This is a genomic window from Pyramidobacter sp. C12-8 (genome assembly GCF_002007215.1).
GTDB lineage: Bacteria > Synergistota > Synergistia > Synergistales > Dethiosulfovibrionaceae > Pyramidobacter.
In genome coordinates, this window is record NZ_MUHX01000001.1 from 73,919 (window position 1) to 99,877 (window position 25,959).

The 25,959-nt window shown below is 56.9% G+C and carries 18 protein-coding genes; 7 read left to right on the forward strand and 11 right to left on the reverse strand.

All coding sequences use genetic code 11. The features are described 5' to 3' along the window. Positions 1-29: 29 nt before the first annotated feature. The 3 genes from B0D78_RS00305 to B0D78_RS00315 form a co-directional block, all read right to left on the reverse strand. Positions 30-746: a sulfite exporter TauE/SafE family protein gene (locus B0D78_RS00305; RefSeq protein WP_078014992.1), complete on the reverse strand. Its 717-nt coding sequence runs from the start codon at positions 744-746 to the stop codon at positions 30-32. A 9-nt stretch (positions 747-755) separates the two neighbouring features. Further along, positions 756-1,247 (reverse strand): hypothetical protein, encoded by a 492-nt coding sequence (locus B0D78_RS00310; protein WP_078014993.1) that lies wholly within the window; start codon positions 1,245-1,247, stop codon positions 756-758. Between the two features lie 611 nt (positions 1,248-1,858). Beyond that, positions 1,859-3,043, reverse strand: a complete 1,185-nt coding sequence (locus B0D78_RS00315; protein WP_078014994.1) for a MalY/PatB family protein — start codon at positions 3,041-3,043, stop codon at positions 1,859-1,861. Positions 3,044-3,962: 919 nt separating this feature from the next. Here B0D78_RS00315 and B0D78_RS00320 point away from each other — a divergent pair. The 6 genes from B0D78_RS00320 (at position 3,963) to B0D78_RS00345 (ending at position 11,620) form a co-directional block, all read left to right on the forward strand. Beyond that, a complete protein-coding gene (locus B0D78_RS00320; RefSeq protein WP_078014995.1) occupies positions 3,963-5,306 on the forward strand; it encodes an APC family permease in 1,344 nt (447 codons plus the stop codon). Between the two features lie 158 nt (positions 5,307-5,464). Next, positions 5,465-6,682 carry a DUF401 family protein gene (locus B0D78_RS00325; protein ID WP_078014996.1) on the forward strand — a complete coding sequence of 406 codons (1,218 nt, stop codon included), beginning with the start codon at positions 5,465-5,467 and terminating at the stop codon, positions 6,680-6,682. 81 nt (positions 6,683-6,763) lie between these two features. Further along, a complete protein-coding gene (locus B0D78_RS00330) occupies positions 6,764-7,972 on the forward strand; it encodes a MalY/PatB family protein (RefSeq protein WP_240496068.1) in 1,209 nt (402 codons plus the stop codon). A 253-nt stretch (positions 7,973-8,225) separates the two neighbouring features. Next, complete coding sequence (locus B0D78_RS00335) at positions 8,226-9,482, forward strand: amidohydrolase (RefSeq protein WP_168169937.1); 1,257 nt, start codon at positions 8,226-8,228, stop codon at positions 9,480-9,482. Between the two features lie 68 nt (positions 9,483-9,550). Further along, positions 9,551-10,927 carry an AbgT family transporter gene (locus tag B0D78_RS00340; RefSeq protein ID WP_205948231.1) on the forward strand — a complete coding sequence of 459 codons (1,377 nt, stop codon included), beginning with the start codon at positions 9,551-9,553 and terminating at the stop codon, positions 10,925-10,927. Positions 10,928-11,059: 132 nt separating this feature from the next. Further along, on the forward strand, positions 11,060-11,620 hold the full coding sequence (locus tag B0D78_RS00345; protein WP_205948232.1) for a redoxin domain-containing protein: 561 nt from the start codon (positions 11,060-11,062) through the stop codon (positions 11,618-11,620). 300 nt (positions 11,621-11,920) lie between these two features. Here B0D78_RS00345 and B0D78_RS00350 read toward each other — a convergent pair whose 3' ends face one another. Then, positions 11,921-12,469 carry a MarR family winged helix-turn-helix transcriptional regulator gene (locus B0D78_RS00350; RefSeq protein ID WP_078015000.1) on the reverse strand — a complete coding sequence of 183 codons (549 nt, stop codon included), beginning with the start codon at positions 12,467-12,469 and terminating at the stop codon, positions 11,921-11,923. A gap of 492 nt (positions 12,470-12,961) precedes the next feature. Between B0D78_RS00350 and B0D78_RS00355 the strand changes: the two genes are divergently transcribed. Next, entirely contained in the window at positions 12,962-13,603 is a 642-nt protein-coding gene (locus B0D78_RS00355; protein ID WP_168169938.1) for an HAD family hydrolase, read from the forward strand. A 53-nt stretch (positions 13,604-13,656) separates the two neighbouring features. On the opposite strand, the gene B0D78_RS00360 is transcribed toward B0D78_RS00355, so the two are convergent. The 7 genes from B0D78_RS00360 to B0D78_RS00390 form a co-directional block, all read right to left on the reverse strand. Continuing rightward, positions 13,657-14,790: an MmcQ/YjbR family DNA-binding protein gene (locus tag B0D78_RS00360; protein ID WP_078015002.1), complete on the reverse strand. Its 1,134-nt coding sequence runs from the start codon at positions 14,788-14,790 to the stop codon at positions 13,657-13,659. A gap of 13 nt (positions 14,791-14,803) precedes the next feature. Beyond that, positions 14,804-15,349, reverse strand: coding sequence for a GNAT family N-acetyltransferase (locus B0D78_RS00365; protein WP_078015003.1), 546 nt, complete (start codon positions 15,347-15,349; stop codon positions 14,804-14,806). A 77-nt stretch (positions 15,350-15,426) separates the two neighbouring features. After that, entirely contained in the window at positions 15,427-16,569 is a 1,143-nt protein-coding gene (locus B0D78_RS00370) for a M20 family metallopeptidase (RefSeq protein ID WP_240496069.1), read from the reverse strand. Positions 16,570-16,638: 69 nt separating this feature from the next. Further along, entirely contained in the window at positions 16,639-17,532 is an 894-nt protein-coding gene (locus tag B0D78_RS00375; protein ID WP_078015005.1) for a DMT family transporter, read from the reverse strand. Positions 17,533-17,801: 269 nt separating this feature from the next. Continuing rightward, positions 17,802-19,736 carry a S9 family peptidase gene (locus tag B0D78_RS00380; RefSeq protein ID WP_078015006.1) on the reverse strand — a complete coding sequence of 645 codons (1,935 nt, stop codon included), beginning with the start codon at positions 19,734-19,736 and terminating at the stop codon, positions 17,802-17,804. Between the two features lie 57 nt (positions 19,737-19,793). Next, complete coding sequence (locus B0D78_RS00385) at positions 19,794-20,828, reverse strand: dipeptidase (RefSeq protein WP_078015007.1); 1,035 nt, start codon at positions 20,826-20,828, stop codon at positions 19,794-19,796. A gap of 259 nt (positions 20,829-21,087) precedes the next feature. Beyond that, a complete protein-coding gene (locus B0D78_RS00390) occupies positions 21,088-25,839 on the reverse strand; it encodes a YadA-like family protein (protein WP_078015008.1) in 4,752 nt (1,583 codons plus the stop codon). Between the last annotated feature and the right edge of the window lie 120 nt (positions 25,840-25,959).

Sequence of the window (25,959 nt, forward strand, 5' to 3'; positions counted from 1 at the left end):
GAACGCTCCTTTCTGAAAAATCGGCGCCGTCACAGCAACAGGGACAGCCCCGAGACGACGATCATCGTCATCACGAAAACGCGAAAGAGCTTTCCCGACACGCGCTGTGCCAGTTTTAACCCCGCCAACGCGCCGGCCAGCACGGCCGGCGCGAGCAGCAGCGCCTCTTTCAGCAGCGAGGGGACAAGCAGCCGCTGTTGCGCCAGCCCGATCAGCGTGAACAGATTCAGCATCAGGAAAAAGGCCGAGATCGAGGCGCGGAACACGTCTTTCCTGACGTCGCCGGCGGCGAGGAAGATCGCGATCGGCGGCCCCGAGACCGCCAGAGCGCCGTTCAGCACGCCGCAGGCAAAGCCGACGCCCAGCTGCAGCGGCCGTTTTTCCGCGGGACATTTCCAGCCCAGCCACAGCAACGCGCCCGCCAGCGCGATGAAAAGCCCCGCCGTCGTCTTGAACGGCCCTTCCGGTACCGTTTTCAGCGCCCAGATCCCCGGCATCACGCCCAGCGCCGCGCCCGCCAGGATCGGCAGGATCAGCTGCAGGCGGATGCTGCGCCGCAGGTTCCAGAGGAAAAAAGAGTTCATGAACGTCGCCGCGATCAGCGACAGCGGCGTCACCGCTGCCGGCGGCAGAAAGCGCAGCAGTACCGGCACGCTGATCATGCCCATGCCGAATCCGGACACGCCCTGCACGGCGCCGCCGAAAAAGACGATGCCCGCTGCCGCGAGAAGATGCGCCCCATCCATTGCGGCTGCTCAGCCCTGCAGGAGCTCCGACGCGGCGCCCTCGGAACGGAACAGCGTCAGATTGGCCAGCGTGTCGTCAAAGCTGTCGAACGGTCCCTTGCGCACTTCGACCGAGCCCATCATCGGGCCGCTGAGCCCCCAACGTTCGCCCGTGTCGCCGCGCCATTTCACCCACCACCAGCCGCCGCCTTCGAGCTTGTAGGCCGCGTAGCCGTCGCGCCAGCGCACCAAATCTTCGGTGACGCTGTCGGGATCGACGACGCCGAAATTGAAATCCTGCTGTTCCGGCACGTTTTCGGCAGTTTCCCGCTTTTCAGCCGCGCCGTCTCGTGCCAGCGCCGCCGCGAGACGGGCGAGGATGCGGGCGCCCTCGGCGCGCGAAACGCCCGAATCGAATTTCACGGTCACGCCGCCGTGCCCCGTGCGGAAGATCATCACGCAGTCGTTTTCGTAAGGCAGATCTTCTCCGGCCGCCAGGTCTCTGGTCACATCGTAGATCATGAAGATCGCTCCCCCTGTCGCAAGGCAAACGCAATGCAACGGTCCCATTATATCCTGTCGCGCCGCTTTTGGCACCGAAGAATCGGGAAAAAAGAACACGGCAAAGGAATTTATATATGAGAAGAGAAATAGAAAATGGGCAGTGTTCAAAGAGTTGGTTATGCAAACGCTGCATGTGAAAAGAGCACGTTTTCTCTATGGATACTTGGGGCTCTCCATACTTCCGCTCATTGTTGTTTTCCCATGAGAGGCTGTCCCAATAAAAATACTCCTCTAACTCAATCGACACGCGGCTTTTCCTCGTGCGTCTGCTTTAGGGGAGTGTGTTCAGCTTTTGAAATAGCCTTTGTATAGCAAGTCACAGCGCAAATTTTTTTAATAAATTCGGGAAAGACTTTGTCGCCGGAAAACGCAAAGGATGGTTGCCGATCGACGTGAGGAAGACGCCTCCAACTTGCCTTCCGGCGGCACCCACAATCAGACGATATATCTTAACGTCGAAAAGGTAAGGATATGAAGGAACCGTAGGCGCGCGTTAACGATGTTTCCACGTTATTCCCCATCTCAAGAGCGCTTAATTTCACGATATATCTTTTTCATTAAGAAGACAGTTAAATAAGTCCTCGCGCGTCCGCCGCTCTTTTGATTCGGGTGACAGATTCACCAATCACGCTCCGTGGACATCCCAGATTGAAACGCTGGAAGCCACTGCCTTCTGGCCCAAACATGATGCCATCGTCAAGTCGGACATGCGCATCGTAAATCATAAACTCATATAACTGCTTGTCTGACAGTCCTAAGACACTAAAATCGACCCACGCCAAATAAGTGCCTTGCAATTCAGACACGACCATCATGGGAAGCTCTCGAGCCATCGACTCCCTGAAAAAGTCCGAGTTCCTCTTCAGATATTTCAGCACCCCGTCAAACCATGAAGCTCCTCGTGTATAGGCGGCTTTACATGCAATATAACCGAACAGATTGCAGGTAGTGATTCCGCATCGTTCAAGATGGTCTAGCAGTTTTTTTCTTTTCTCTCGTGAAGGAACGAAAATGTTGGAATATTTCAAACCTGGCAAATTAAAAGTTTTACTTGGTGCCGTGCAAACGACAACCTCGTTTTCGAGATGAGGATTGGCGATCAGAAAGGGGACAAAGCGGTGAGGGGCGAAGGTGAAGTCGCAATGAATTTCATCGGTGACTATAAGCACGTGATGGCGCGCGCAGATTTCCCCCATTCTTCGCAGTTCATCGGCTGTCCAAACTCGTCCCACCGGATTATGAGGGTTGCAAAGGAGAAACATGGTGACGCCGTTACGGCGGATCTTCTCCTCGAAGTCGTCAAAATCCACATCATAATGAGAGCCGTCTCGCAGCAATGGAGAATTCACGATTCGCCGTCCGTTTCCCTCAATGGAACGCATGAAAGGATAATATACAGGTCGCGTAATCAATATGCCGTCATCCGGGCAAGTAAAACATTGAATGATCATTTTCAGTGCGCAGACCACTCCCGGCGTGTTCAAGATCCATTCTGGACGAGGCTCCCAACCGTGTCGTTTCTTCATCCAGTCACAGACGGCTTCGTCGCAGCCTTTGAGCTTGGTACTGTAACCGTAGATCCGGTGACCGGCCGCGCGACGTGCCAAGGCTTCAGCGACAGCCGAGCAAACTTCAAAATCCATGTCCGCCGTCCCCATGGCCAACGTATCAGGAGGGCAGGCGTTTTCTTTAATGCTGTCCCATTTGATGCTGTACGTGTTGTGGCGATCGATTATCATGTCGAAATTGTACATTTCTTGTCATCGCTCCTTTTCCCGGTAAAAATGGTATTCACTCCACGAAGTGAAGCACTGCTGAAAGCAGACATATTGATAGCAAAAGAGTTTTCTTGTGATTTTTGTTCGCATGTTCTTCCTGTGTTTCTTTGGTCTACGCTGAACGCGATAACAGATATGTTCTATATAATTTAGATGAAGCTATTTGTATGCATGAAATAACGTGTTGCATTTCGTCAATTAAAAGCGGTTTTTCTCGAAAATAGTTAATGATATAAACTGTCTGAGTTGATAATAACACCCTCATGGGGAAAGTTCAACAAAATGTTTTTTTAATTTGTATTCTATGACGAATGCGATGAATGGATTTCGTGTATTTATCATCTGCGGGACATCTGTCCTTTCATGGATTTTTTGCTTAAATCCTTGATATGACAGGATTATACGGATTTTATCGCGTCTTTTGCTTGGCGTATATTGCTCCTTGCGACACTGGCGGAAAAACTAAGGAAACCGTCTTACTGAAGCGCATGAAAGAGGAATTTTATAGGAAAATTTAAAACGAATATTGACGTATGGAAAATTCAATGATAGGATTCTAATAGTTTAGCATATGAACTATTTGGCCGCGAAAATTTTTCCCATCGTGCGTGCTGAATTCTCATTCTATCATAAGGAAGCGCTCGAATTTTGTCTCTAGATTTCGCAGCACGTTTAGATGCGTGCGGAAGCAAGTGCTTTGGATCTTTTTAGGGGCTTGCTATGTGACATTCTGAGATGTTCTGGGCCGATATCTTTGGCGGTTCAAATGTAAGCTTGAGGCGTTTTTTTACATGTTGATTATTGAGATCCGAGTCTACTGCGTATGGGTAAAACTTTTGTAACCGCTATTTTATGCAGGGCTTTCGCTCTGTAAAAACAACAGGAGGTGGAAAGAATGCAACAAGACGGGAACAAGGGCGGCTCTACTACCAAGCTGAAAAGATGTTTGGGTTTTTGGGATTTGATGAGCGCTGCTATTGGGCAAATTATCGGCGCAGGCATCATGACCTTGCTCGGGGCGGCGCTAGCCATGACGGGGCGATCGGTTCCGTTTGCGTTTATGATTGCGGCGGCAATTACTATTACGCAGTTTTTGCCAATGCTCTTTATCTCAGGTACGGTCCGTCTGCGCGGCGGACGCTATACCATGGCAGCAATGTTGTGTGGCACGAAGCTTGCAGGTGCGTACAGCATAGTTTATATCTTTCAAAACCTGTCAATCTCGATGTATGCGCTCTCTTTTGCCAGTTACTTCATTTCTCTGTTGGGCATCGGAAGCGAAAAAACCGTAGCGTTGGTCGTACTTACGATCTTTTACGTACTGAATTACTGCGGCATTGACAAATTTGCTTGGGCGCAAAATCTCATTGTTGTTTTTCTGATTGTGGCATTGGCGATGTTCGCTGCTGTCGGAGTGACGAAAATTGCCCCGAATTACTATGCTCAGTCCACTTTCTTTACGGGGGGCTGGATGGGAATGCTTCAGGCCGGTGCGCTGCTGACTTTTGCTACGGGCGGTGCTACTTGTATCATCGACCTTTCGGCGGAGGCAAAAAATCCCGTGCGGGATATTCCAATCATCATCGTGACGTCCACGTTGGGAGTCGCCGTATTGTATGCAGTGATTAGCATTGTTGCTGGCGGGGTCCTTCCCTTGGAGCAGGTAGCGGGGAAAAATTTGGCGCTGGTTGCGCAAACGATCTTCTCCAAACCGTTGTATGTTTTCTTCATGGTATGCGGCGCTGGATTTGCCCTGATTTCAACGCTGAACAGCCAGATGGCCTGGGCTCCGAAGCCCACTATGCAGGCCTGCGACGATGGATGGCTTCCAGCAGGATTGGCGTCGACCAACAGATTCGGCGTGCCTTGGATCATTCTTGGGATCCTTTATATCATCGCTGTTGTTTGTATCGTTTCCGGTTTGAGTGTCGCGACTCTGGGAAGTATGTGTCTTGTCGCCAACAACGTCGTTCTGTTGGTAATCTGTGCCTGCACATTCAGGTTGCCAAAGATCTGCCCTGAAGAATGGGCGGCTTCTAAATTCAAGATCAGTAACGGCATGTTGAAACTTGTTTCTTTGATTGGCACCGCAGGATGTGCTTTCAATATCTGGTTCAATTTCATCAGGTTGAGCTATGCTCTCAAGATCATCAACCTTGTCGTCGTAGTCGGCGCTTTGATCTGGGGAGTCGTGCGCAGCAGGAAGGTACACATGATTGTGAGCCACGAGAAAGCCTAAATTCATTCAGGTGAAACTTCCGCGTTGGGAAGCTGTCTTAAGTATTGGAGATAGATTTTACGATGACGGGGGCATGAAGGAGGATCGAAAACGGCTGTTGCCGCAGCAGTTTTGCTCTTTGTTTTGGGGCCGTATTTGAGAAGGAACGGGGGCGAGCTATGGACATATTAAAACTTCTGGGTGTTTTTGCGATTCTCATTATCGTCATGTGGGCGAAGAAGCCTTTGTCAGTCGCGATGTTTTGTTCGATTATCGGCGCCGCCGCGTTCTACCAGCTTCCATTGAGCTCCGCATGGAGCGCCGTTGTCAAGGGTGGGGCGAGCTGGCCGACGTTGGAGGTTTTGCTGGTCTTTTATTCGATCACGTTCATTCAGAGAATGATGGAGAAACGTAAGAATCTGAGCAACTGCGAGATGGCTCTCAATGGGCTTTTCAATAATCGACGAGTCAACGTTGCCGTTGCGCCGTTTCTGATCGGCTGTTTGCCGGCCGTAAGCGCCGTGCTGCTCTGCAGTCCCATTGTGCGTAAGAGCGCGGGCGAAGCGCTCTCCATACCTGAAAAGGCAGCCTGTACGTCTTACTTTCGACATATTTCCGAAAGCTTTCTGCCCATTTACACAACGATCTTTATCGCTGTCACCCTTACCAATGGAACTGTGACGGTAAGCGATTTCATGACGGCGATGTTGCCTATGGTGGTTGCGCTGTTCATCTCGGGATACGTCGTCTACCTGCGGCGGATTCCCAAGGACACGGGAACTGTCCCCGACAAGACGAGAGGTTATTACTGGAGATTGCTTATGACCAGCGTGTGGCCCATCGTTCTGGCCATTGTCCTCATCCTTGTGTTCAAGATACGTGTAGTTGTTGCTGTGTTCCTTTGCATCGTTCTCAACGTTTTTGTGGCGAAATTCTCGCTCGGAGAACTACTCCCTTTTTTGCGTTCCGCATTTGAAGTCCGTCTAATGGCGAACACGTGGCTAGTGATGATTTTTAAAGAAATTCTGGCAGCTACCGGCGTGATCTCCAAGCTCCCTGCGTTCTTCGGCATGCTGCCTCTCCCGACCTTCATGATCTTTGCCATGGTGTTTTTCTTTGGCACGATTGTCGCGGGGAGCCAGGGAATCATTGCCCTGGCCATGCCTCTGCTGATGTCTACCCTCGCCGGGAAGCCCGTGCTCGCCATGTTTATCTTGGTTATGAGCATGAGCTATGCCGCTATGCAGATGTCGCCGGTACATGTCTGCCTGACGATCTGCGCTGAAGATTACGGTTGTTCTTTAGGAGCTCTGATTTATAAAACGCTGCCGATCGTGCTTGTTTTTGTGGGCCTCTCGTTCGCGTATTACTTCGTATTGTCATGGCTCGGTTTTTAAGGCGTGGCTGTTCTCAATTGACTGGTTCCGCAGGGCAGGGATATGGTTGTAACTTTTATTGAGACCTATAGGAGAAAGGACGTGTTGCAGGTGAAATATGATTTTACATCCATTATGGAGCGTCATGGCAAGGATTCAATCGCAGTGGATATGATCCCAATTCCGGGAGCGCAAGTGAAAGAAGGCTTCGACAAAATTCCCATGTGGGTGGCCGACATGAATTTCCCTACAGTCCCCACGATTCCCGAAGCCATCATCGCGCGCGCCAAGCACTCTGCATATGGATACTTCAGGCCGACTCAGGAGTATTTCGACGCTATCATTCAGTGGCAGGAAAGGCGGAACGGCGTCAAAGGGCTGACTGCCGAGTGTATCGGTTACGAAAACGGCGTGCTGGGCGGCGTTGTTTCCGCCATGAATATATTTTGTTCCAAAGGTGACAATATCCTAATCCATTCGCCGACCTATATCGGTTTCACCAAGAGTCTTGTCAATAACGGCTACTGTATTGTCCACTCCGCACTCAAGAGAGACGGCGCGGGTGTCTGGCGCATGGACTTCGAAGATATGGAAAAGAAGATTGCAGACAACAAAATCCATGCCGCCGTGTTCTGTAACCCTCACAATCCTTGCGGCCGCGTCTGGGAGAGATGGGAAATTGAAAAGGCGATGGATATCTACAAGAGGTATGACGTGTTCGTCGTCTCTGACGAAATATGGTCCGATCTTACGCTTGCCGGCAACAAGCACATCCCTACGCAGTCGGTTTCCGAGGATGCCCGCGATCGCGTCGTCGCCCTTTATGCGCCGTCGAAGACTTTCAACCTCGCCGGCCTTGTCGGCGCCTATCGCATCGTCTATAACAAGTGGATGAGGGAGCGTATGGAAAAGGAGAGTTCGTTATCCCACTACGACTCGATGAACGTTCTTTCCATGCATGCTCTCATCGGTGCCTATAAGCCGGAAGGCTATGAGTGGGTAGACGAGCTTAAGCAAGTCCTCAGCGCTAACGTCGATTACGCTTACGATTATATTGTCAAAAATTTCGAAGGCGTCGAGCTTGCCAAACCGCAGGGAACTTACATGCTTTATCTTGACTGTACCAAGTGGTGCGAAGCTCATGGCAAGACAATCGATGAGCTTCAGCAGATGGGTGTCGCGGTGGGCGTCATCTGGCAGGATGGGCGTCCGTTCTTTGCTCCCAATTCGATCCGCATTAATCTTGCCGTACCGCTGAGCCGTGTCAAGGAGGCTTTTGACCGCTTGGATAAATACGTGTTCAACGCCTGATCCTCCGTTTGACAGGGCGACTCTAGAACTTTTCCCATAGGCGAGCGGCGGGGGCTTTCGCCTTGCCCGCAGGAAAAGATTTTGTTTCTTTTTTCGTTCGTTCCATTCCGGCGCGATATATTTGCGGGAGCTCGGAGCCCTGCACGACGGGCTTGGAAGGCTCTTCATTTCGGAAAGACGTCACGGTTTGTCGTGAATGGGAAATTCGCTGAAGTCGATATCTCCAAAGCTTTTTAGGCAGGAGAGTTCGAGCGTGGCAAGAGGAGTGATCGGCATGATGAATGACATAGAGATCAGAAACGAAGCGGCGGCACAGCGTGATTATGTGATTGGTTGCCGAAGAGCGATACACCGGTTTGCTGAAACAAGCGGTCGCGAGGTCAGGACCAGCGCGTTCATCAAACAGCAGCTCGACGAGATTGGCATTCCCTATGAATCGCTTGTGAAAACTGGCATAATCGGTATTCTCGACACCGGCAGAGCGGGACCTCACATCGCTCTGAGGGCGGACATCGATGCCTTGCCGCTGCCCGAGAATCCCGACAATCTCAAAAGGGCGCGAGTCGTGATATCGGATACGCCCGATGAAACCTGTCACGCGTGTGGACATGACGCACACACGGCAATGCTTCTGGGAGCAAGCAAAGTCTTGAGAAAACATATCGGCGAACTGACGGGAGTCATTTATCTGTGTTTCGAAGAAGGCGAGGAAAATGGCGGCGGCATCCAGGTCATGTTGGACACACTCGCAACGAAAAAGGTCGACTCCTGCTGGGGAATTCACGTGTATAACGCTCTCGAATCCGGTAAAATCTGCGTTCAGGCCGGGCCGAGAATGGCCGGGGCCATCCGGGTCGAGCTGACGTTCGTCGGACGCGGCGGGCATGGCTCGCGCCCGGATCTGTCGATCAATCCCGTGTTTTGCGCGGCGAATTTCGTTAACAATCTGGCCGTCGCGTTCGTGAATCAAATAGACGCCAACGAGACCGTCACCTGCGGGATCACGGCCATACAGGGCGGCCAGGTGGCAAACGTCATTCCGGACACGGCCACCGTTCTTGGTTCGCTCCGCTTTTTCAGCATGAGTGAGGGCGACAAAGCGGTCAGGATATTGCACGAAGTCGCGGAAAATACGGCTCGTATGCATCGTTGTAGTGTTGAATATAACGAGAGATACAATAAGATTTCCGTTGGGCCGACCATCAACGATCCGCACTATTCCGAGCTCGCGACTAAAGCGCTGGAAACGGTTTTGCCTTATGGGACCGTGTCGCCGTGCGCGCCTTGGTACGCTTCGGATTCGTTCAGCCTCTGGCTGAACCGCTATCCCGGCGTATACGCTCATCTGGGAATCAACAATCCCGAATACGGGAGCGGCGCTCCCCATCACAACTCATATTTTGACGTGGACGAGAACGTTTTGGATATCGGTCTGATCGCAACGCTGAAATACGTTAACGCTCTAGGAGAAGAGGCAACGCCGGGCCAAACTTCCAAAGAAAAAGCGTAGAGACTCGTCGAGGGGGAAAAAATATGACGGAGAAGAAGAGACAATCTGAGCAAAAGAAGAAGTTCAGAATGCCCCATTTGCTGTGGCTGATGCTCGGCCTGCTGCTTTTTTCCAGCCTGCTTACCTACGTCATTCCCGCCGGGCAGTTTGGCAAAACGGCCAGCGGCGCCCTCGATGGCACGAAGTTCAGCTATCTCGGTCACCAGACGCCGGTTAACTTGCTGAGGACGCTGCTGTCTATCTTTCCGGGGCTGACGGGTTCCGCTTCCATTATCATGATCGTGATGATTTGCGGCGCGTGCATGCAGGTCTTCTTGGACACGAAGACTTTTGACAGGCTGCTCGACTGGACTATCTACAAAACCGAGGGAAAAAGCGATACGCTGCTCATCAGCGCCTTGTTCTGTATGATGGTGTATTTAGGCGGTTTCGGTGGTTCCGACGCTCTGATCGCCGTCGTGCCGATCGGTATCGCGTTTGCGCGGAAAATGCGCCTTGATGCGATCAGCGCTATCGGCGTCACGACATTTGCGACGTTGATTGGTTTCGGGACTGGCCCTACGAAGATGTACGTGATCCAGGGGCTGATGGGAACCCGCCTGTACGGCGGCTTCATGACGCGTTTTCTTATTCTGAACGTTTTCATGCTCCTCGGGCTGCTCATGTTGCTGAGGTATGTGCGGCGGATCCGCCGCGATCCGTTGGTCTCGCTGAAATATCAGGAAGAGCCGTTTTCCGGCGCCGACGTCGGCGCCGAAGGGGTCGGGGTACCTGCAGCCGTCATGGATTGGAAAATCGTGATCAACATGTTCCTGTTTATCGGCCAGTTTGTTCTGATCACGGTGTACGGTTTGATGAGCAACGATTACAATATGCGCTTCTCCGTTCAGGCGGCGACGATGATGGTGGTCGCGCTCGTGCAGGGGAAAATCTCGGGCATGTCCGCGGATGAACTCGGCGACTCGTTCGCCAAGGGGCTTGCGTCGATGGCCTTTGTGGTCTTTGTCATCGGCTTGGCCCGGAGCGTATCGATCGTACTGTCCGAGGGGAACGTCCTGCACACCATTGTATATGCGCTGACCAGACCGCTGATGGATCTGCCGCGTTGGGTCGCTTCGATCGGCATGATGCTGATCATCGCGGTGATCAATCCGATTATTCCTTCGGCCACGTCGAAGGGCGCGATTCTCGTGCCGATCATCAAGCCGATCGGGGAAGTCCTGGGCTTGGCTCCGGAACTGGTCGTTCAGGCCTTTCAATTCGGCGACGGATTCACGAACATCATTTCCCCGATTCTTGGCTGGACGGTGGGCAGCCTGGCTATGGTGAAGGTTTCATTCCCGCGTTGGTTTGAGTGGGCGTTTGGCAAAGTTCTGGCGTTTATTGGCGTTGCGGCCCTGCTGATGTTTCTCTTTACGATTTCCGGCTGGACGTTTGCACTCTAGTTGGCACTGCCGCAGCCGGGGTTATGGCGTGAAAAATGGAATTTTATTTGCAAGATATGAGTCGACCGCAGCTCGTTGGAGCGTCGCGCAGTTCGTGGGGCGAACGAAGGAGCGTTTCTCGCGAGGGAGATCTTGTTCAAGGAGGGGGTAAGCATGGCAAGGTTGAAAGTTGGAGACATCCTGCCGGATTTTCGCTATGAGACTCCGTTTGAGCGCGGACTTCTCATGAGCAGCACCGCTTGCAAGGCAAACAGGACGGCGCTGGTCTTCCTGAGATATTACGGCTGTACGTTATGTCAGTACGACATGCACGAGATAGCGGACAATTATCAGCATATATTGGGGGGCGGCGCTCAGCTGCTGGTCGTTTTGCAGTCTGAACCGAAGAAGCTGGCGCGGCAGCTGGCTCCTGACGCGTTCCCTTTTTCCATTGTGTGCGACCCGCAGCAGGAACTGTATCACCGCTTTGAGATTATGCCCGCGCGGTCCAAAGAAAGCATGCTGGATTCGGCGACGCTGAGAAAAATCGAAAAGGCTCGTCAATTGTTTTCCCATGGCGAATATGAGGGCGAAGAACTGCAGCTTCCTGCTGTTTTTGTCTTCGACGGAAGATTGTCGATCTCTTACGTTCATTATGGAAAAACGGCCGGCGACATTCCCGGTACGGACGAGCTGATTGCTCTTTTGACTTGATTCTTTCTTTTACGAGACGCCGCTCTCGTTTTCGTCGAGAGCCGAGCATTATTTATCGCCGCCCTGTGATTCTGCTGGCTGCGTCGTTTGTTTGCAAGCGTTTTTGTCTGAGGCCCGCGTCCCAAATAACAAAAAGCAGTTCGTTTTGCGCGTGGTGCGCAAAACGAACTGCTTTTCTTTCGGAACGTCTCCGTTGCAATGAAGGAAGGTATCGCCGTATTGAAACCAAGTGGCGTCCAGATGTTTCTCGAAGCCTTGGAAGCGACATGTCAGAAATTAGAAACAGCGCGAGCGCCTTTTTCAGCAACCCGTATAACGCGCTGACATATACCGCTTTTTCTCTTGAGCGTTGAGTTTTTTGCGAAATGTGCTGTTTACGCGTTTGAACCAAAGGATACGGTATCGAAGTACCTTAAAGAATCCATCGATTTCCTTAGGAGTACAATTTTTTAACAGATAATTGATCTGCGCGAGCATTCCCTCGCGATCATAGCTTTGGTGCGCCTCGCAGGTTTTGCGTCCCATTTCGGTGACAAAGATGCGGTACTCGCGCTTGTTATTGAGATTGACCTTGCGGGAGATCATGCCTTGCTTCTCAAGGCGCGAGACGATTTGAGAGATGGAACTCTTGGTACGGTTGGTAATTTCGGCCAGACGCGTCGCCGTCAACCCTTCCTCGGCTTGTATGTAGTTCAGCGTGTGAGCTTCCACTTCGCTTATGGCGATGCCCGTACCGTAGTCGCGCAAGATGAGCGAATAGCAGTTCATGACTGACTGATACCGGTACAGAGTCTCCACTTTTTCATCAAGACTTGCCAAAACGTTCTCCGTCTCGTGTAACTGTGCCACCGTCAGTCCTCCATTCGTTTATTCTTGCGCTCTTAGCATGCCGCCAGCGAGTCTCATTGCGGGCGTAAGTGTATTATAGCACGATTGGAGCCAGGAGCGGCAGAGAATTCCGATTTGTCAAATGGGGTATTCGCAGACGAAAGGGTGCGCAATTGGCAAAGATTTTTTCAGGTACTATCCTAGCGAAAGCCTATGTGCCGTAACAACGCTTTCATGCTTGCAAGCTGGCGTCGCTTGAGCTTGCTGTTCAGACAAATATGGTCTTCGTCTCTTCTGGACATGTTTTTCCGTATATGCTATCATCTCTTGTCGGATATAGATTGGATGCAATGCGAGGCGCCGCAGTTTCGGGAGAGACGCGAGGAATCCCGTTGGAGAACGTTCGTGCCGGCGGGCGGCGTTTTGCCGAAGGGGTGTGCTTGGCTTTTCCTGCGGCTTGTGAAAATGCACGAGTCTATCGCAAAGAGATTCATGCCTCGAAGGAGTTTTTTCATGACCATCAGAGCGGTGCTCTTCGATTTCGACATGACCCTGATCGACACCAGCGGCGCGCTGCTGGCAAACGTCAACAAGATCGCCGATCATTTCGGCCGTCCCCGCTGCACGCGCGAACGTCTGCTGGAGGTGATCGGCTACAATTCGCGCGATTTCTGGCGGGCGCTGCTCGGCGACGAGCGCCCCGAATACGGCGAGTACTACGTCAAAGAGTGCGCGCCTTACGAAGCGCCGATGATGACGCCCGCAGCGGGCGCCGTCGAATGCGTCGCGGAACTGCGCGCATTGGGCGTCAAAGTGGGCTGCGCCTCGAACCGCATCGCGCCGCTCCGCGTCATCCGCGTCAAGCGCCTCGAACGCCTGATGGACTGCGTGGTCGGCGCCGACGCGGTGGCGCGCCCCAAGCCTGCGCCCGACGTGCTGCTCAAGGGCGCCGAACTGCTGGGCTGCGCGCCTGAAAACGCCCTTTACGTGGGCGACACGCCCATCGACGTGGAGGCCGCCCGCCGCGCCGGCATGCGCAGCGTCGCCGTGCTCGCCAGCAACGCGGCCGAGACGCTGAAACGGGCCGGAGCGTGGTGCATCGTCGCCGATCTTCGCGAATTCGTCCCGCTGCTCAAGCGCGAGGGCTTGCTTTGAGAAACGAAAATCGCCGCCGACGGATCTTTGAGAGAGCCGTCGGCGGCGATTTTTCATTTTATCCGGCGCGTTTTTGACGGTCTGTCCGCCTGTTTTTTCGCGGCGGGCGGCGCTTCCTGCGGATTTTCCGCCTCGAGGCGGTCGATCTCGCGGCGCAGCGTTTCGGGCATGCGGCGGGCGCTGCGCACGGCGCGGACGCCGAATTTTTTCATCAGCACCATGGGCAGCAGTTCGCGTCCGTAGCGGCGCAGCATGGCCAGGCGCATGACCCTGCTCATGCGCACGGCGCCGTCGTCGTAGTCGCAGGGGATATCGGTCTCGAGGACGCGGCACTTGCAGTAGATGGCCGACACGGGAGAACCGATGTACAGGTAGACGAGGTCGCCCGGGCGCACGCGGGCGGTCTGCTTCCACGTGTGCACGGGATTTTCGGCGAAGCCCTTTTCCACGTCGTAGTACCTGTAGTTGGCGGGCACGATCCAAACGCCGTCGCTGAGCGCGGCGGAGCTTTTGCCTGTGCCGCGAGCCGCGAAGGCGTGGCTGGCCTCGAGCAATTCCATGACGCGTTCGTCGCCGAGCGAATCGTCGAGCGCGACGGTGACCCAGTATTTTTTGTTCATGTGGTAGCAGCGGAAAATTCCCCGTTCTTTCAGGAGCGCAGGCACGTCCGCGGCGTCGGCCTTGACGTTGAGCACGTCGACTTCGCCGTCTTTCCCGGGTTCGAGCTTGCCGCGGCCGATGCGCATGATCACGCCGTACCATTTGCGCGTGCGCGGTTCGCGGAACACGGCGGACGAATCGTCCTGCCACGGGAACTCGGGTGGGTTGCCGAAGCGCTCGCGGATCAGCGCGGCGACGCGGTTCGACTGGTCGGCGACGAAGTCGTGGGCGGTAAAGCACCGCTGCGCCAGATCGCGCAGCACGTCCGCGTAAGCCTGCCGTACCGAGGCCACGAAAGCTCCCGACTGGCTGGGGATGTGCACGGCCAGATACTCGTCGCCGGTGTCGAGGTCGTAAACGCGCCCGCGCACCTCGCCCCTGGCGTCGACACGGATGTCGGCGCGGAACTGGCCGTCCATGAAGACGCGCGAACAGCGCCACTCCCCCCCGTCTTTTTTCAGGCCGGCGGCCTCGAAGCGCGAAAAGTCGGGCCGCCGCCGCTGGAAGATCTCGCTCTCGAGGGGCATTCCGGCGCCTCCATTAAAGCCCGAGAGCCATCAGATACAAAGACTGGTACCCGCCGCCACGCAAACGGAAAGCTTTCTCGCGCACGCCATACGTAACGAAGCCGAAGCGCTGGTACATCGCGACGGCCCGCTCGTTACCCGTTACTACGTCCAGTTCCAGTTGTTCGAACTGGGCCGCGCGGGCACACTCGAGCAACGATTCCATGAGCAGGGAGCCGATTCCCCACCCCCAGTAGGCGCGAAGCACGCACAATCCCGCGCTGGCGCGATGACGGCATTTTTCGCAGGGAACGGGCGGCGCGAAACCGGCGCTGGCAGTCAGCACGCCGTCGACTTCGGCTATCAGCAGCAATTCCGTGGGACTGGCCTCCGACGCCTCGATAGAACGCCGCTGCGCTTCGGCGTCGACGGCGATCTCATCGGCGTAACGCAACATGAAGTCTGTTTCCACCGCGGCGCACCGGCGTTGCTCCAGCAACACAGCGGCATCTTCGGCGGCCGCGCTGCGCAGGACGCAGAGGCTTCCGTTTCTCAGCGTTGTTTTACGAAAATATTTCATCCTTTTACCTTTCTTTACCGTGATTTCGATCGCGGTCCCTTCTTGGCGTCTCCGGGCTGTTCGCCGGAGACGCCTTGTTATACGCGGCTGATGAAGGAGGCCATCATGGCCACGCGAGGCACGAGCTGGTCGAGATAAACCTGCTCCTGCGGGTTGTGCATGAAGTCGCCGACCACGCCCATGCCGTCGATGGTGGGCACGCCGGCGGCGGAAATGTCGTTGCCGTCCGAACAGCCGCCCACCATGGGCGCCGCCTCGAGTCCCATGTCGAGGTCGGCGCCGACCTGCTGAAGCAGAGCGAAGAGCTTTCGGTTGGGCTCGCACTCGGCCAGCGGCGGGTGAGACAGTTTGATCTCGAACTCCACGCGCGCGCCGGGCAGCACGGCCCCGCGCCCGGCGAAAACGGCGCGGCCGCGTTCGACTTCCTCGGGCACGCACATGCGCCAGTCCACGACCGCTTCGGCGTAATCGCAGACCACGTTGTCCGCGGTTCCGCCGCGGATCACGTTGGCGCTGAACGTGCTGCCGCCGGGGCCGTAATCCGACTGGCTCTCGGCGAAGAGGATCTGGTGCGCCAGCTCGATGTTGGCGTTGACGCCGCCCCGCGGATTATTGCCGGAGTGGGCCGCCTTGCCCCAGCATTTGATGAGGATCTGGCCGCCGCCCTTGCGGCTGACTTTGATCAGGCCGCTTTTCGCCACGGCCGGTTCGGCGACGATGCAGGCGCAAGCCTCTTTCGCCTTTTCCAGCAGCAGCGGACGGGAATGGAACGATCCCGTTTCCTCGTCGGAGTTGTTGACGATCAGAACTTTCTTGTCCAGCTTCACGCCCAGCTCCCGAAGCGCTTTCAGCGCCCAGATCACGGAGACGTCGCCGCCTTTCATGTCGACCACGCCGGGGCCGTAGAGGATATTGCCCTCCCGGCGCACCGGCACCGTTCCCAGTGCGTGAACTGTATCGTAATGTCCGACGATCAGCAGCGTGCGGGACCCCGAGCCGATCTCGGTAACGAGGTGATCGCCCACTTCCGTCTGCGGCACGAACTGCGTCGCGGCGCCGAGTCGGTCTTTGTAGAGCGAGGCAAGCAGCCGCGCGCACGCGTCGGCGGCCGCCTTGTCCCCGGTCGGCGATTCGGAGCGGGCGAGCGCGACGAGATCGGCGACGATGTCTTCCCTGTGCGCTTCGAGATAATCGTAAATTTTCTTTTCCAGAGCTTTCATGAAGGAACCTCCTTGCACAAACGCTTCGTTTTTTTTTCTTCGGTGACGGGCCGAGAACCGTGGCGGAGTTCACTTGCGCTCCGACTGCGATTGTCTCTGGGCGGCGAAGAACAGCGCCAGCCCGGCGAGTATGACGGCGATGCCTATGGCCTGCCGCGCCGAGAGCGTTTCGCCGAGAAACAGCCAGGCGAGGAAGCAGGTGCCGACCGGTTCGCCGAGGATCCCCATGGTGACGGTCGTGGCCGAGATCCACTTGAGCAGCACGTTGAACACCATCTGCCCGCCGATCGTCGAGACCAGCGCCAGACCGAGGAACGCCCCCCACGTGCCAGGCGCGTAGCCGGCGAACGGATAGCCCATGAAGAGCGCGTAGAGCGCCAGCACGACCGCACTGCTGCCGTAGCTGAGTACCGAATAGGGCACGGCGCCCATGCGGCGGCGCAGGATCTGCCCGCAGAAAAAGTACAGGCTGATGACGCCGCCGGAAACGAGCGCCAGCAGATCGCCCCACAGCGATTGGCTGCTGACGCTGAAATCGCTCCAGCCCACGACCGCCAAGCCGGCGATGGCGATCGCGCCGCCGGTCAGCGCGTGGGCGCTCAGCGTTTCGCCGAGGAACAGCCGCCCCCAGATCACCGAAAACAGCGGCTGCAGCGCCGCCAGCACGGTGGAACTGGCGACGGACGTGTAGCGCAGCGACTCGAACCACATCACGTAATGGACGGCGAGGAAAAACCCGGCCAGCGCGCCTTCCGCATATTGAATCGGAGAAAGCGAGCGCAGCTCGCGCCGATCGTTTTTGTGGCTCAACAGCCACGGCAGCAGCGCCAGCGTGGCGAAAAAGAGCCGGTAGAAGGCGATGATGCCCGCCGGCGCGCGGGCGACCTTGGCGAAAACGCCCGACGCGGACAACATGAACACGCCGGCTGCCAGCGCCAGATAAATGACGGAACGAGATCTCACGGCGATTCCTCCTTGCCTTCGCAGTCACATCGGCGGATCGCTTTTGACGACGACTGTAAAAGAATGCGGCGGTAAAATCCGGCGCGTCCGACCGAACCGCAAGGGCTCCGCCTGTCTTGGTTCAAACGAACTCCGGCGAGCGGGGCGTTCCGTTTTTTTAGATGCGCTGTCAAGGCTTGCGGCAACTTTGTTTGTATGAAATGTTCCACGTGGAACATCAGAAACGGGGGCGGAAAACGCGGCGCGGTCCAGCGCGGTTTCTTCGTCGCTTAACCTTTCAAATGGCCGTCGAACCACGAGGCGATCTCGCGCAGCCGGGCGAGGCGGTTTCTGGGTCGGCCGGAGCGGCTCAGCTCGTGGTTCTCGCCGTTGAACAGGCACATGCGGCATTCCACTCCGAGCACCTTGAGGGCGGTAAACATCTGGAACGACTGGTCGCGCTCGCAGCGGAAGTCCTCCTGCGACTGGATCAGCAGCAGCGGCGTCTTGACGTTGGCGACGTGCTTGAGCGGCGATTCCTGCCAGGCCTGTTCGCACGCGTCCCACGGGCGGCCGCCGTGCTGGTCTTCCACGTAATAGTAGCCGATGTCGCAGCTGCCGAATTTCGACACCCAGTTGCTGATCGGTCGCTGCGCCGCGGCCGCTTTGAAAAAGTCCGTCTGCGTGACGATCCAGTTGGTCATGTAGCCGCCGTAGGAGCCGCCCGTGACGCCGACGTTCTTCTCGTCGACGAAGGGCAGGTTGGCGACGCACCATTTCGTGAACGCCATGATGTCGCTGTAATCCTTGACGCCGTAAAAGCCGCGGATGTCGTCGAAACCGCCGGGCCGTCCGTCGCCGCCGCGCGGGTTGCAGTAGATCACGGCGTAGCCGCGAGAAGCCCAGCACTGCATCTCGTGGAAATAGACGCCGCCGAAGGCGCTCTTGGGGCCGCCGTGGATGTGCAGGATCGTCGGATACTTCCTGCCTTCCTCATAGCCCACGGGCTTCATGTACCAGCCGTCGAGCGTCCAGCCCTCGTTTTCGTAGCTCACGTGTTCGGGCGCGGAAAGCTGAAGCTCCTTCATGACGGCTTCGTTGTGGCGCGTCAGCTGACGCTCGCGGCCGTTTTCGAGCAGATAGAGTTCCTGCAGCTGCAGGCCCTTGAAGCCCGTCATGACCGCCGCGCCGTCTTTCCAGTCCCAGTTGTCCACCGTGTCGATCCCGTTGGTGAGAGCGGAGATGGAACCGTCGGCTTCGAGCGCGTAGAGTCGGCTCCGGAAGCCCTCGGTGGCGCAGTAGATCACGCGCCTCCCCTCGACGGCGAAGCCCTCCTCCTGATCGGCCGTGTTGTAGCGGCAGTCGCTGCCCACGGCGTTGCGCAGGCTGCTGTCGAGAGCGGGCGTGACGGCGTCGAGCTTTTTGCCCTTAAGGAAGAAGAACTGGATGTTCTGATTCACGCCGACAGTTTTTTGGTCGCTGCCCGTGACCAGCGTGCCGTCCTTGTACCAGCCGGCGTCCTTGAAGCCGAACGTCAGCCCTTCGCTGAGGCAGGACAGTTCGCCCGTGCCCAGGTCGAGCTCGTAGACGTGGTTGGTCGTCGGCTTCACGTCCGTATACTCGACGGCGACGAGCAGCGCTTTGCGGCCGTCGTCGCTGAGATGGCAGCGCGCCACTTCCATATGCTCGGGCGTGACGCGCGTGAAGCCGCCGCTGGCGGCGTCGTACACGGCCAGCCCCGTGCGGCGCTGGCAGACGAAGCCCTTGCCGTTGGCGGTGAAGGGCAGCTGCTCAATCACGTAGTAGTCGGCGCCCTCGGGATTGTCGTAGACGGGCTCGAACGTCGCCGTCACCAGCCAGCGGCCGCCGCCGAGGTCGGCGATGGCGCTGGCCGGGCGGTCGATCGTGAACAGCTCGCGCGCCTCGCCGCCGTCCAGCGGCAGCGCGTAAAAGCGCGTGCTCTCCTTGGGCACGTCGCCGCGCCCGGAGGTGAAGAGCAGCTCGCGCCCGTCGCGGCTCCAGGCGAAGAACTTCTCGGAGTTCGTGAACGTCAGCTGCCGTCCGCTGTCCGAGGCCAGGTCGTAAAGCCACAGGGCGCTGTCATAACCGTTCTTGTCGAAGTTGGCCGAGCTGACCACGTAGGCGATCTTGCCGCCGTCGGGCGAAAACGCGGGGCGCGAGAGGAACTTGAACTTTAACAGGTCGTCGTGCTGTACCGGTCTCATGCGAAAAATCTCCTTTCAGCGAATGTATTGAGAAAAATCAGCCTGCGCCGCCGGTCTTTAGCCGATCGTGCGTTCCAGGAATTTCAGCAGGTTCTCGCCGAGCGCGCCGCGAACCTCGTCCTCGCTGAATCCGCGGGCCAAAAGAGCGGCCGTCAGCCGCCAGCTCTCGTCGTAGAACGGCACCGCGTCCTTCGGCTCGCGATTGTTGCCGACGCGGAACTCGTCGCAGAAGTCGAAGCCGAAGCACAGATGTTCCGCGCCGGCGACCTGTTTGACGTGCGCGCCGTGTGCCGCCAGCTCGTCGGGATCCGCGCGCCCCGCGCCGTTCGCGTCAAGCCGGACGAAGTCGCTGCAGGCGTTCATGCCCATGACGCCGCCGCGCTGCGCGAGCGCGGCGATCTGCTCGTCGGTCAGATTGCGCGCCACCGGCGTCAGCGCGCGGCAGTTGGAGTGGGAAGCGATGAACGGACGTTTGGTGAGCGCGCAGAGATCCCAGAACCCCTCGTCGTTGAGGTGCGAAACGTCCAGATACATGCCCAGCCGTTCCGCCTCGTCGGCCAGCCGCGCGCCGAAATCCGTCAGGCCGCCCTTGCGCCCTTCGCGCCGCGGCTGGAAGAAGCAGCCGTCGGCGGCGTAGTTGCGGCGGCTCCAGACGATGCCGATGCCGCGCACGCCCAGCTCGTAAAAGGCGCGTAGCAGATTGAGGTCGTTGCCCAGCGGCTCGGCGCCTTCGAACGACAGGAGCAGGGCGATCTTTCCCGCCGCGCGGGCGGCGCGGATCTCCGCGACGCCGCGGCACAGGACCAGGTCGGGACACTGCGCCAGCTCCTCGTGCATGCAGGCGATCTGGTCGAGGGCGCGGCGCAGCGCCATTTCCGGCACGTGCCGGTCGTCGATGAAGATCGACGAGATCAGCAGGTCGACGCCGCCCGCGCGGATCTTTTCCAGATAATCCGTCCTGAAAACGTCCGTCCTGCCGCCCTCGAGGCGCTTGGCGGCGAGCAGGTTGAGCAGGTCGTAGTGCGCGTCGGCCACAAAGCAATCATGGTGCAGCGCCTGCGCCCGCTCCTTCAATTCCGGGGTGATGTCCATAAAGTTCCCTCCTTGGCGAAATACTGCCATGATTATAACGCGAAAGCTCTATTGCGTCCCCATGGTGAAGGAAAAAAACGGCGCTCCCGGGACGACCGCCCCGTTTCGCGGAAGCGCCTTTCACGAAAAGAGCCGCGGCGAATGAGAATCGATCGTTCGCCGCGGCGCTTCGGTGCGGTGCTTGTTTTTCCGCCGCGGAACGGCGGCGTGTATCGCGTTTTTTTGCTTTTCTTCGTCCGCGGCAGTTTGTTCCCCGCTTTTACCTGATCTTGCCCGAAGCGCGCAGCAGGCGCTCGAGGCGCTCCACGCGTGCCTCCATTTCCGCCTTGACCGCGGCGATCTCTCGCGCCTGATTGGCTTTGCTCTCGACGAGTTCGTGCTTGAGCGAAGACACCTCGGCCTGCAGCTCGGCGTTCTCCTTCTGCATCACGTAGACGCTGCTGATCGGGCCGGAGCGGTAGCGTTCGGGGATCTGGTCTTTGTCTTCCTTGCGCCCGATCTTCCAGGTCAGCCCGGCGTTGGCCATCGACTCGCCGTGATGCGTGACGGACACTCCGGCGTGGACCATGAAGTCTTCTTTCAGATAGTGCGCGAAGCCGAGGGCCAGCGCGTACTCGCCTCTGTACGCTCCGAAGCCGGCCATGATCTGGCTGGGTTCGACGGGGTCGTACTGCATCGGTTTCAACCCGGCGAGGGCAGATCCGAGCGCTCCGGTGCTCTTGATTTCGCTTCTCAGTTCGCCCATCTGGTTGTAGACGTTACCGAAGTTGTTGTAGATGTTGTTGAACTGTGTGTCGACGGCGCTGAGGGCGTCGCCGACGTTATGGTACGTGCCGCCGCGGATGACGTAGGTGGGGGCGGAGACGGAACCGTCGTTGTTGACGGAGGAGCCGCCGCCGAAGTGATTGGAGACGCTCGACGAGACGCCCCAGAGCTGCGAGCCGTTGACCGCGTCGGCGCTGGTCTGAGTGACGTCTCCCTTGGCGACGTTGACGATCTTGCTGCCGGTCGCGTCGAAGCCTTTGGCGGTGACTTTGCCGGCGAAGGTGGGCGCGTCGACGACGCGCACGGTCACGTCTCTTTCGTCGCGGGTGATTTCAATGTTGCTGCCGTTCTTGAACTGGACGGTATCGTTCTTGGCGACGACGATCGATGGTCCTCCATTGGTCTGAAGGTTCCATTTGCCGCCCTGCCCCGCGTCGGGATCGAGGCCGATCGTGACGACGCCGCCCGCGACGGTGGTAATGACGCCGTTGGCGCCGACGAACTTGATGTCCGGCGTCGCGCTTTGTCCGAGCGTGACCGTGTGCGCGGGAGACGTTGTGGAGTCGCTGAGGGTGAATTTGTAGGTCGCGGCCCCGCCTGCGGCGGAGACGGCCGCCCGAAGTTGGGCGACGTTGACGGCGTCGGTATCTTCAAAACCGGCTGCGACGTTGGTGATCTGGCGGGTGCGTCCTGTCGTCTTGTCGCCGATGGAAAGCGCGCCCAAGGTGGATTGCCACGCGCTGCCGCTCTCCGTGGACGCGGCTCCGGTGGAAGGATCATAGCCTTGCACGTTCGCAGCCGTATCCGCCACGCTGTAGGAGCCCAGCGCCACGCCAGCATCCGTTGTAGCTTTCGCTCCATAGCCGCCAACAGCGGTAGCGGTCTGCGCGTTTGCCGCGCTGTCTGCGCCCAGCGCCATCGACCAGCCGCCGGAAGCGTTTGCATGCCAACCCATGGCGACATCCATGGTCTTTTTCGTTGCGCTTCCCGCGCCGATGGCAACGGTCCAGTCCCCTTCCGCCGTACTTTCATTGCCGACAGCCACTGCCATTTCGCCTTTGACGGTCAGATCGCTCCCCAAGGCGATGCCTTTCTGTCCGCCGCCATCGTCCATACCGATAATAGTATTTCCATGACCGACAGACGTTCCCAGACTATCGGATACGGAACTGGCGCCTACCACGACGCTCCCGCCGTTCACCGTGTTGGTCAGGCCGACGGCCACATTCTGGTCGCTGCCGCTGGAGTTCTTGGTGTAGATCCACTTTGTCGGGTCGGACGGATCTTTTTCCGCCGTATAGCCGACCAGGTTCCCGACACCGAGGACAGTATTCTGTTCTCCGAAAACCTTTGTCAATTTATGGTCGTAATTATTATAATCCGTACCGAAGACTGCGTTATGCACGCCGTCCACGGTCAGGCTCTGGCCGACGACGATGCTGTTGTTCCTTCCATTCTTGACGCCCGCCAGCGTGTTGTTGTTGCCGAGGACGGTGCTGTTGTTGCCGGAAGACGAGGAGGAAATGCCGATGACCATGCTGTCCGTCCCGGTCGCTCCGTCGTTGGCATAGTTCGTCCCCGCTCCCTGTTTGTCGCTCTTCACGGAATAGTAGCGGACGGCGCCGTTTGCTATGGCCGCATTCAAAGCTTTCATCTGCGCCACGTTGACGGCGTCGGTGTCTTCCGTGCCGGCCGCCACGCCTGTGATCTGGCGAGTGACGCCTTTTGAAACGTCGCCTACGGAAACGGCGGCTGCGGTGGCTTTCCATGTTGCCGATGTATTCGTAGAAGCCGTATCGGTCGACGGATCATAACCGGCAGCTCCCTTGTCCACGGAAGCGATGGAGCCGCTGCCGAGCGCTACACCGCCGTCTTTTTCCACATCCGTATTGTAGCCGAGCATCACCGCATTGCTTATGTTCGCCGTATGCGATTTAATCGGTACATTTTCCGTCACCTTATATTTCTTTTCAAGAATAACATTGCCCGAAGCATCTTTCATCGTATACGTTTTCGTTACAGTCTTCTTTTCCGTAGCCATGGATCCAAGGATTACATTATTTTTGCCGCCGTCCTTGTGGTGATAATCCCCGATCACTACATCGGCCGTACTGCCGGACATATTATTCCCGGTACCCATCATAGACATACGTTCCACATTCGTACCTGTATTTCCATATCCGTTGATCGTATTATTGATGCTGGGTGTATTTCCTGTACCGGTAAGGATATTTCCGGAGCCTATGATCTGGGAATGGACAGCATAATCTGAAGTATTTCCGTTCCCCATGGTGACCACGGAACCGCCGCCGGTCGACATGGCCAGTCCCATCGCTTTCCTGATCTCGTCATGGCTCAACCGTCCGGTTCCGCCAGCATATCCTTGTCCCTCAAATAATATAGCATTACCCCAATACTCGTTCATACTGTTTCCATCTTCATCGGTCGGTGCCGTCCAGAAAGAATGTGTAACGCTATTGCCCGCGCCGAAAACAAGAGCCCCGTTGGCGCCTTCTGTTTTGTTCAGGGTACCGACGACAGTGTTTGCCATCCCATCATTCTGGTCCGCCTTATTTGACGCTACCGTATTAAGACCGCCATAGACAGAAGCCAGATAACCGTCAAAGCCGGAATCGCCCGCTTCTACAATGGATTTGATCCCTGTCACGGTCTCCTGCCAGCCATAAGCTTTTGCGCCATGGCCAAGAGCCACATTCATTCCGCCGCCGTCCCTGGTTCCGCTCTGGGCGTGATACCCGACAACGACGCTGGCATGTTTCTGCTGGATATCGGAATCGGCTTTTTCTTCCGGTGTCATGGAGCCGATGATTACCGATTCCTTGATTGCACCAAATGTTTGATAATCGCCGATTACGATGCCCGAGTTGGGATTGGTCGTTTCGTTGTTGTTCCCGATGATGGTGAGGCTTTCCGTCCCCTTCATGTAGGTGTCGTTGCCGGAAATTTTGTTGCCCATGCCGATGACCAGATCCGACGCGCCGTTGCGTGTGATGCCGGAATATCCGGAAACGGTGCCGGCATCCCGTTCCGTGATGCTGTTGTTGTCGCCGAACACGTTCTGGCGGTCGCTGTTCGTCACGGTATTCTTCTTGCCGATGACCCGTACGTCTTCGCTGTCTTTGACGTTGTTCTCCTCGCCCAGCACATACGTGTGTTTTACTTTTTCTCCGGTATTCTTGTACCCATTGATCATGTTGTAGCGGCTGGCATCGCTGTCTGTTCCCGTCAGCGTGTTATTGACGCCGATCAGCTGTGAGGTCATGGCGTAGTTCGCCTTGTTGCCGCCGCCGATGGCCAGCACCGCCCCGCCGCCTTCGGACGATTTGACGGCGCCGCGCAGCGTGTCGGCAAACTCTTTGGCCGAATCTCCGCCGCCGGTAAACATGCTGATCCCCGATATCGTGCCGATGGAATTTTCCACTTCGTTGCCGGCGCCGAAGATCAAGGCGCCGTTGGCGTTGCTCGTGCGGTTCGCCGTACCGACGACGCTGTTGGCGATCCCTGAAACTGCCGAAGAAGAGCTGTTCGATTCGATGCTGTTCAGGGAACCGACGATATTGGCCCCCATATTCTGCGTAACGTGGGATGACCAGTTGCCGCCATCGTATTTTCCGGAAATGATGGAGTACGTGCCGAGCACGGAGGAAAACGCTCCCTGATTGTAACTGTTCGCGCCGATGGTGGTGGCGTTGATGTTCACGTTTCTCGATTTGACGTTGAACACGTTGGAGCCGTCGACTTCCACGTCGCCGAGTTTCCCGACGTATTTGTGGTCCCCGATCATCGTGCTGCCGGAGCGAGCGTAGGCGTTCTGACCGATGGCGACGCTGCTCGCCCATTTCTTCTCATCTGCCTGCCCGAATTTGAAGAATTTTTCCTGATTGCCGTACATGTTCTCGACGAAAGCGTTCTTGCCGATGGCGATGCTGCCTTCCTGCATGACGTAATCGTCGATCTGCGCGTGGTCGCCGATGACGACCGCGCCGTTGGTCGCCGCGTTGTTGCGAAGCTGCGTATCGTTGCCGATTCTGATGTTCTGGTTCCCCGGCTCGACGAACGTCGTCACGCCGTTCGGAGCCGCCGTTCCCGGCACGGGGCGCAGCAGCATCAGGCCGAGCGCCACGGCCGCCAGCGCGCCGCCTTTCAGGACGGCCGACGAATTTCTTTTCGTCCCATGCGCCTCGGGAGCGGAGCGGTGCGGACCATGCGTGTTTCCCTTTTCCATCAATAATTTCCTCCTTCTGGAACTTCAAAAAATATCCACGGAATTGTGGGGTGAAAACGTATTTTGCAGAAACAACAAAACAAATTCATGGTAACATGTTTATCTTTATAATAAACCTGA

Bases quoted from the DNA above. Each gene is read 5' to 3' on its own strand.
- B0D78_RS00360 (WP_078015002.1), bottom strand. From the start codon at position 14,790: ATGCCCCTCGAGAGCGAGATCTTCCAGCGGCGGCGGCCCGACTTTTCG.
- B0D78_RS00320 (WP_078014995.1), top strand. From the start codon at position 3,963: ATGCAACAAGACGGGAACAAGGGCGGCTCTACTACCAAGCTGAAAAGA.
- B0D78_RS00390 (WP_078015008.1), bottom strand. From the start codon at position 25,839: ATGGAAAAGGGAAACACGCATGGTCCGCACCGCTCCGCTCCCGAGGCG.
- B0D78_RS00365 (WP_078015003.1), bottom strand. From the start codon at position 15,349: ATGAAATATTTTCGTAAAACAACGCTGAGAAACGGAAGCCTCTGCGTC.
- B0D78_RS00325 (WP_078014996.1), top strand. From the start codon at position 5,465: ATGGACATATTAAAACTTCTGGGTGTTTTTGCGATTCTCATTATCGTC.
- B0D78_RS00305 (WP_078014992.1), bottom strand. From the start codon at position 746: ATGGATGGGGCGCATCTTCTCGCGGCAGCGGGCATCGTCTTTTTCGGC.
- B0D78_RS00340 (WP_205948231.1), top strand. From the start codon at position 9,551: ATGCCCCATTTGCTGTGGCTGATGCTCGGCCTGCTGCTTTTTTCCAGC.
- B0D78_RS00315 (WP_078014994.1), bottom strand. From the start codon at position 3,043: ATGTACAATTTCGACATGATAATCGATCGCCACAACACGTACAGCATC.
- B0D78_RS00385 (WP_078015007.1), bottom strand. From the start codon at position 20,828: ATGGACATCACCCCGGAATTGAAGGAGCGGGCGCAGGCGCTGCACCAT.
- B0D78_RS00355 (WP_168169938.1), top strand. From the start codon at position 12,962: ATGACCATCAGAGCGGTGCTCTTCGATTTCGACATGACCCTGATCGAC.
- B0D78_RS00310 (WP_078014993.1), bottom strand. From the start codon at position 1,247: ATGATCTACGATGTGACCAGAGACCTGGCGGCCGGAGAAGATCTGCCT.
- B0D78_RS00380 (WP_078015006.1), bottom strand. From the start codon at position 19,736: ATGAGACCGGTACAGCACGACGACCTGTTAAAGTTCAAGTTCCTCTCG.
- B0D78_RS00370 (WP_240496069.1), bottom strand. From the start codon at position 16,569: ATGAAAGCTCTGGAAAAGAAAATTTACGATTATCTCGAAGCGCACAGG.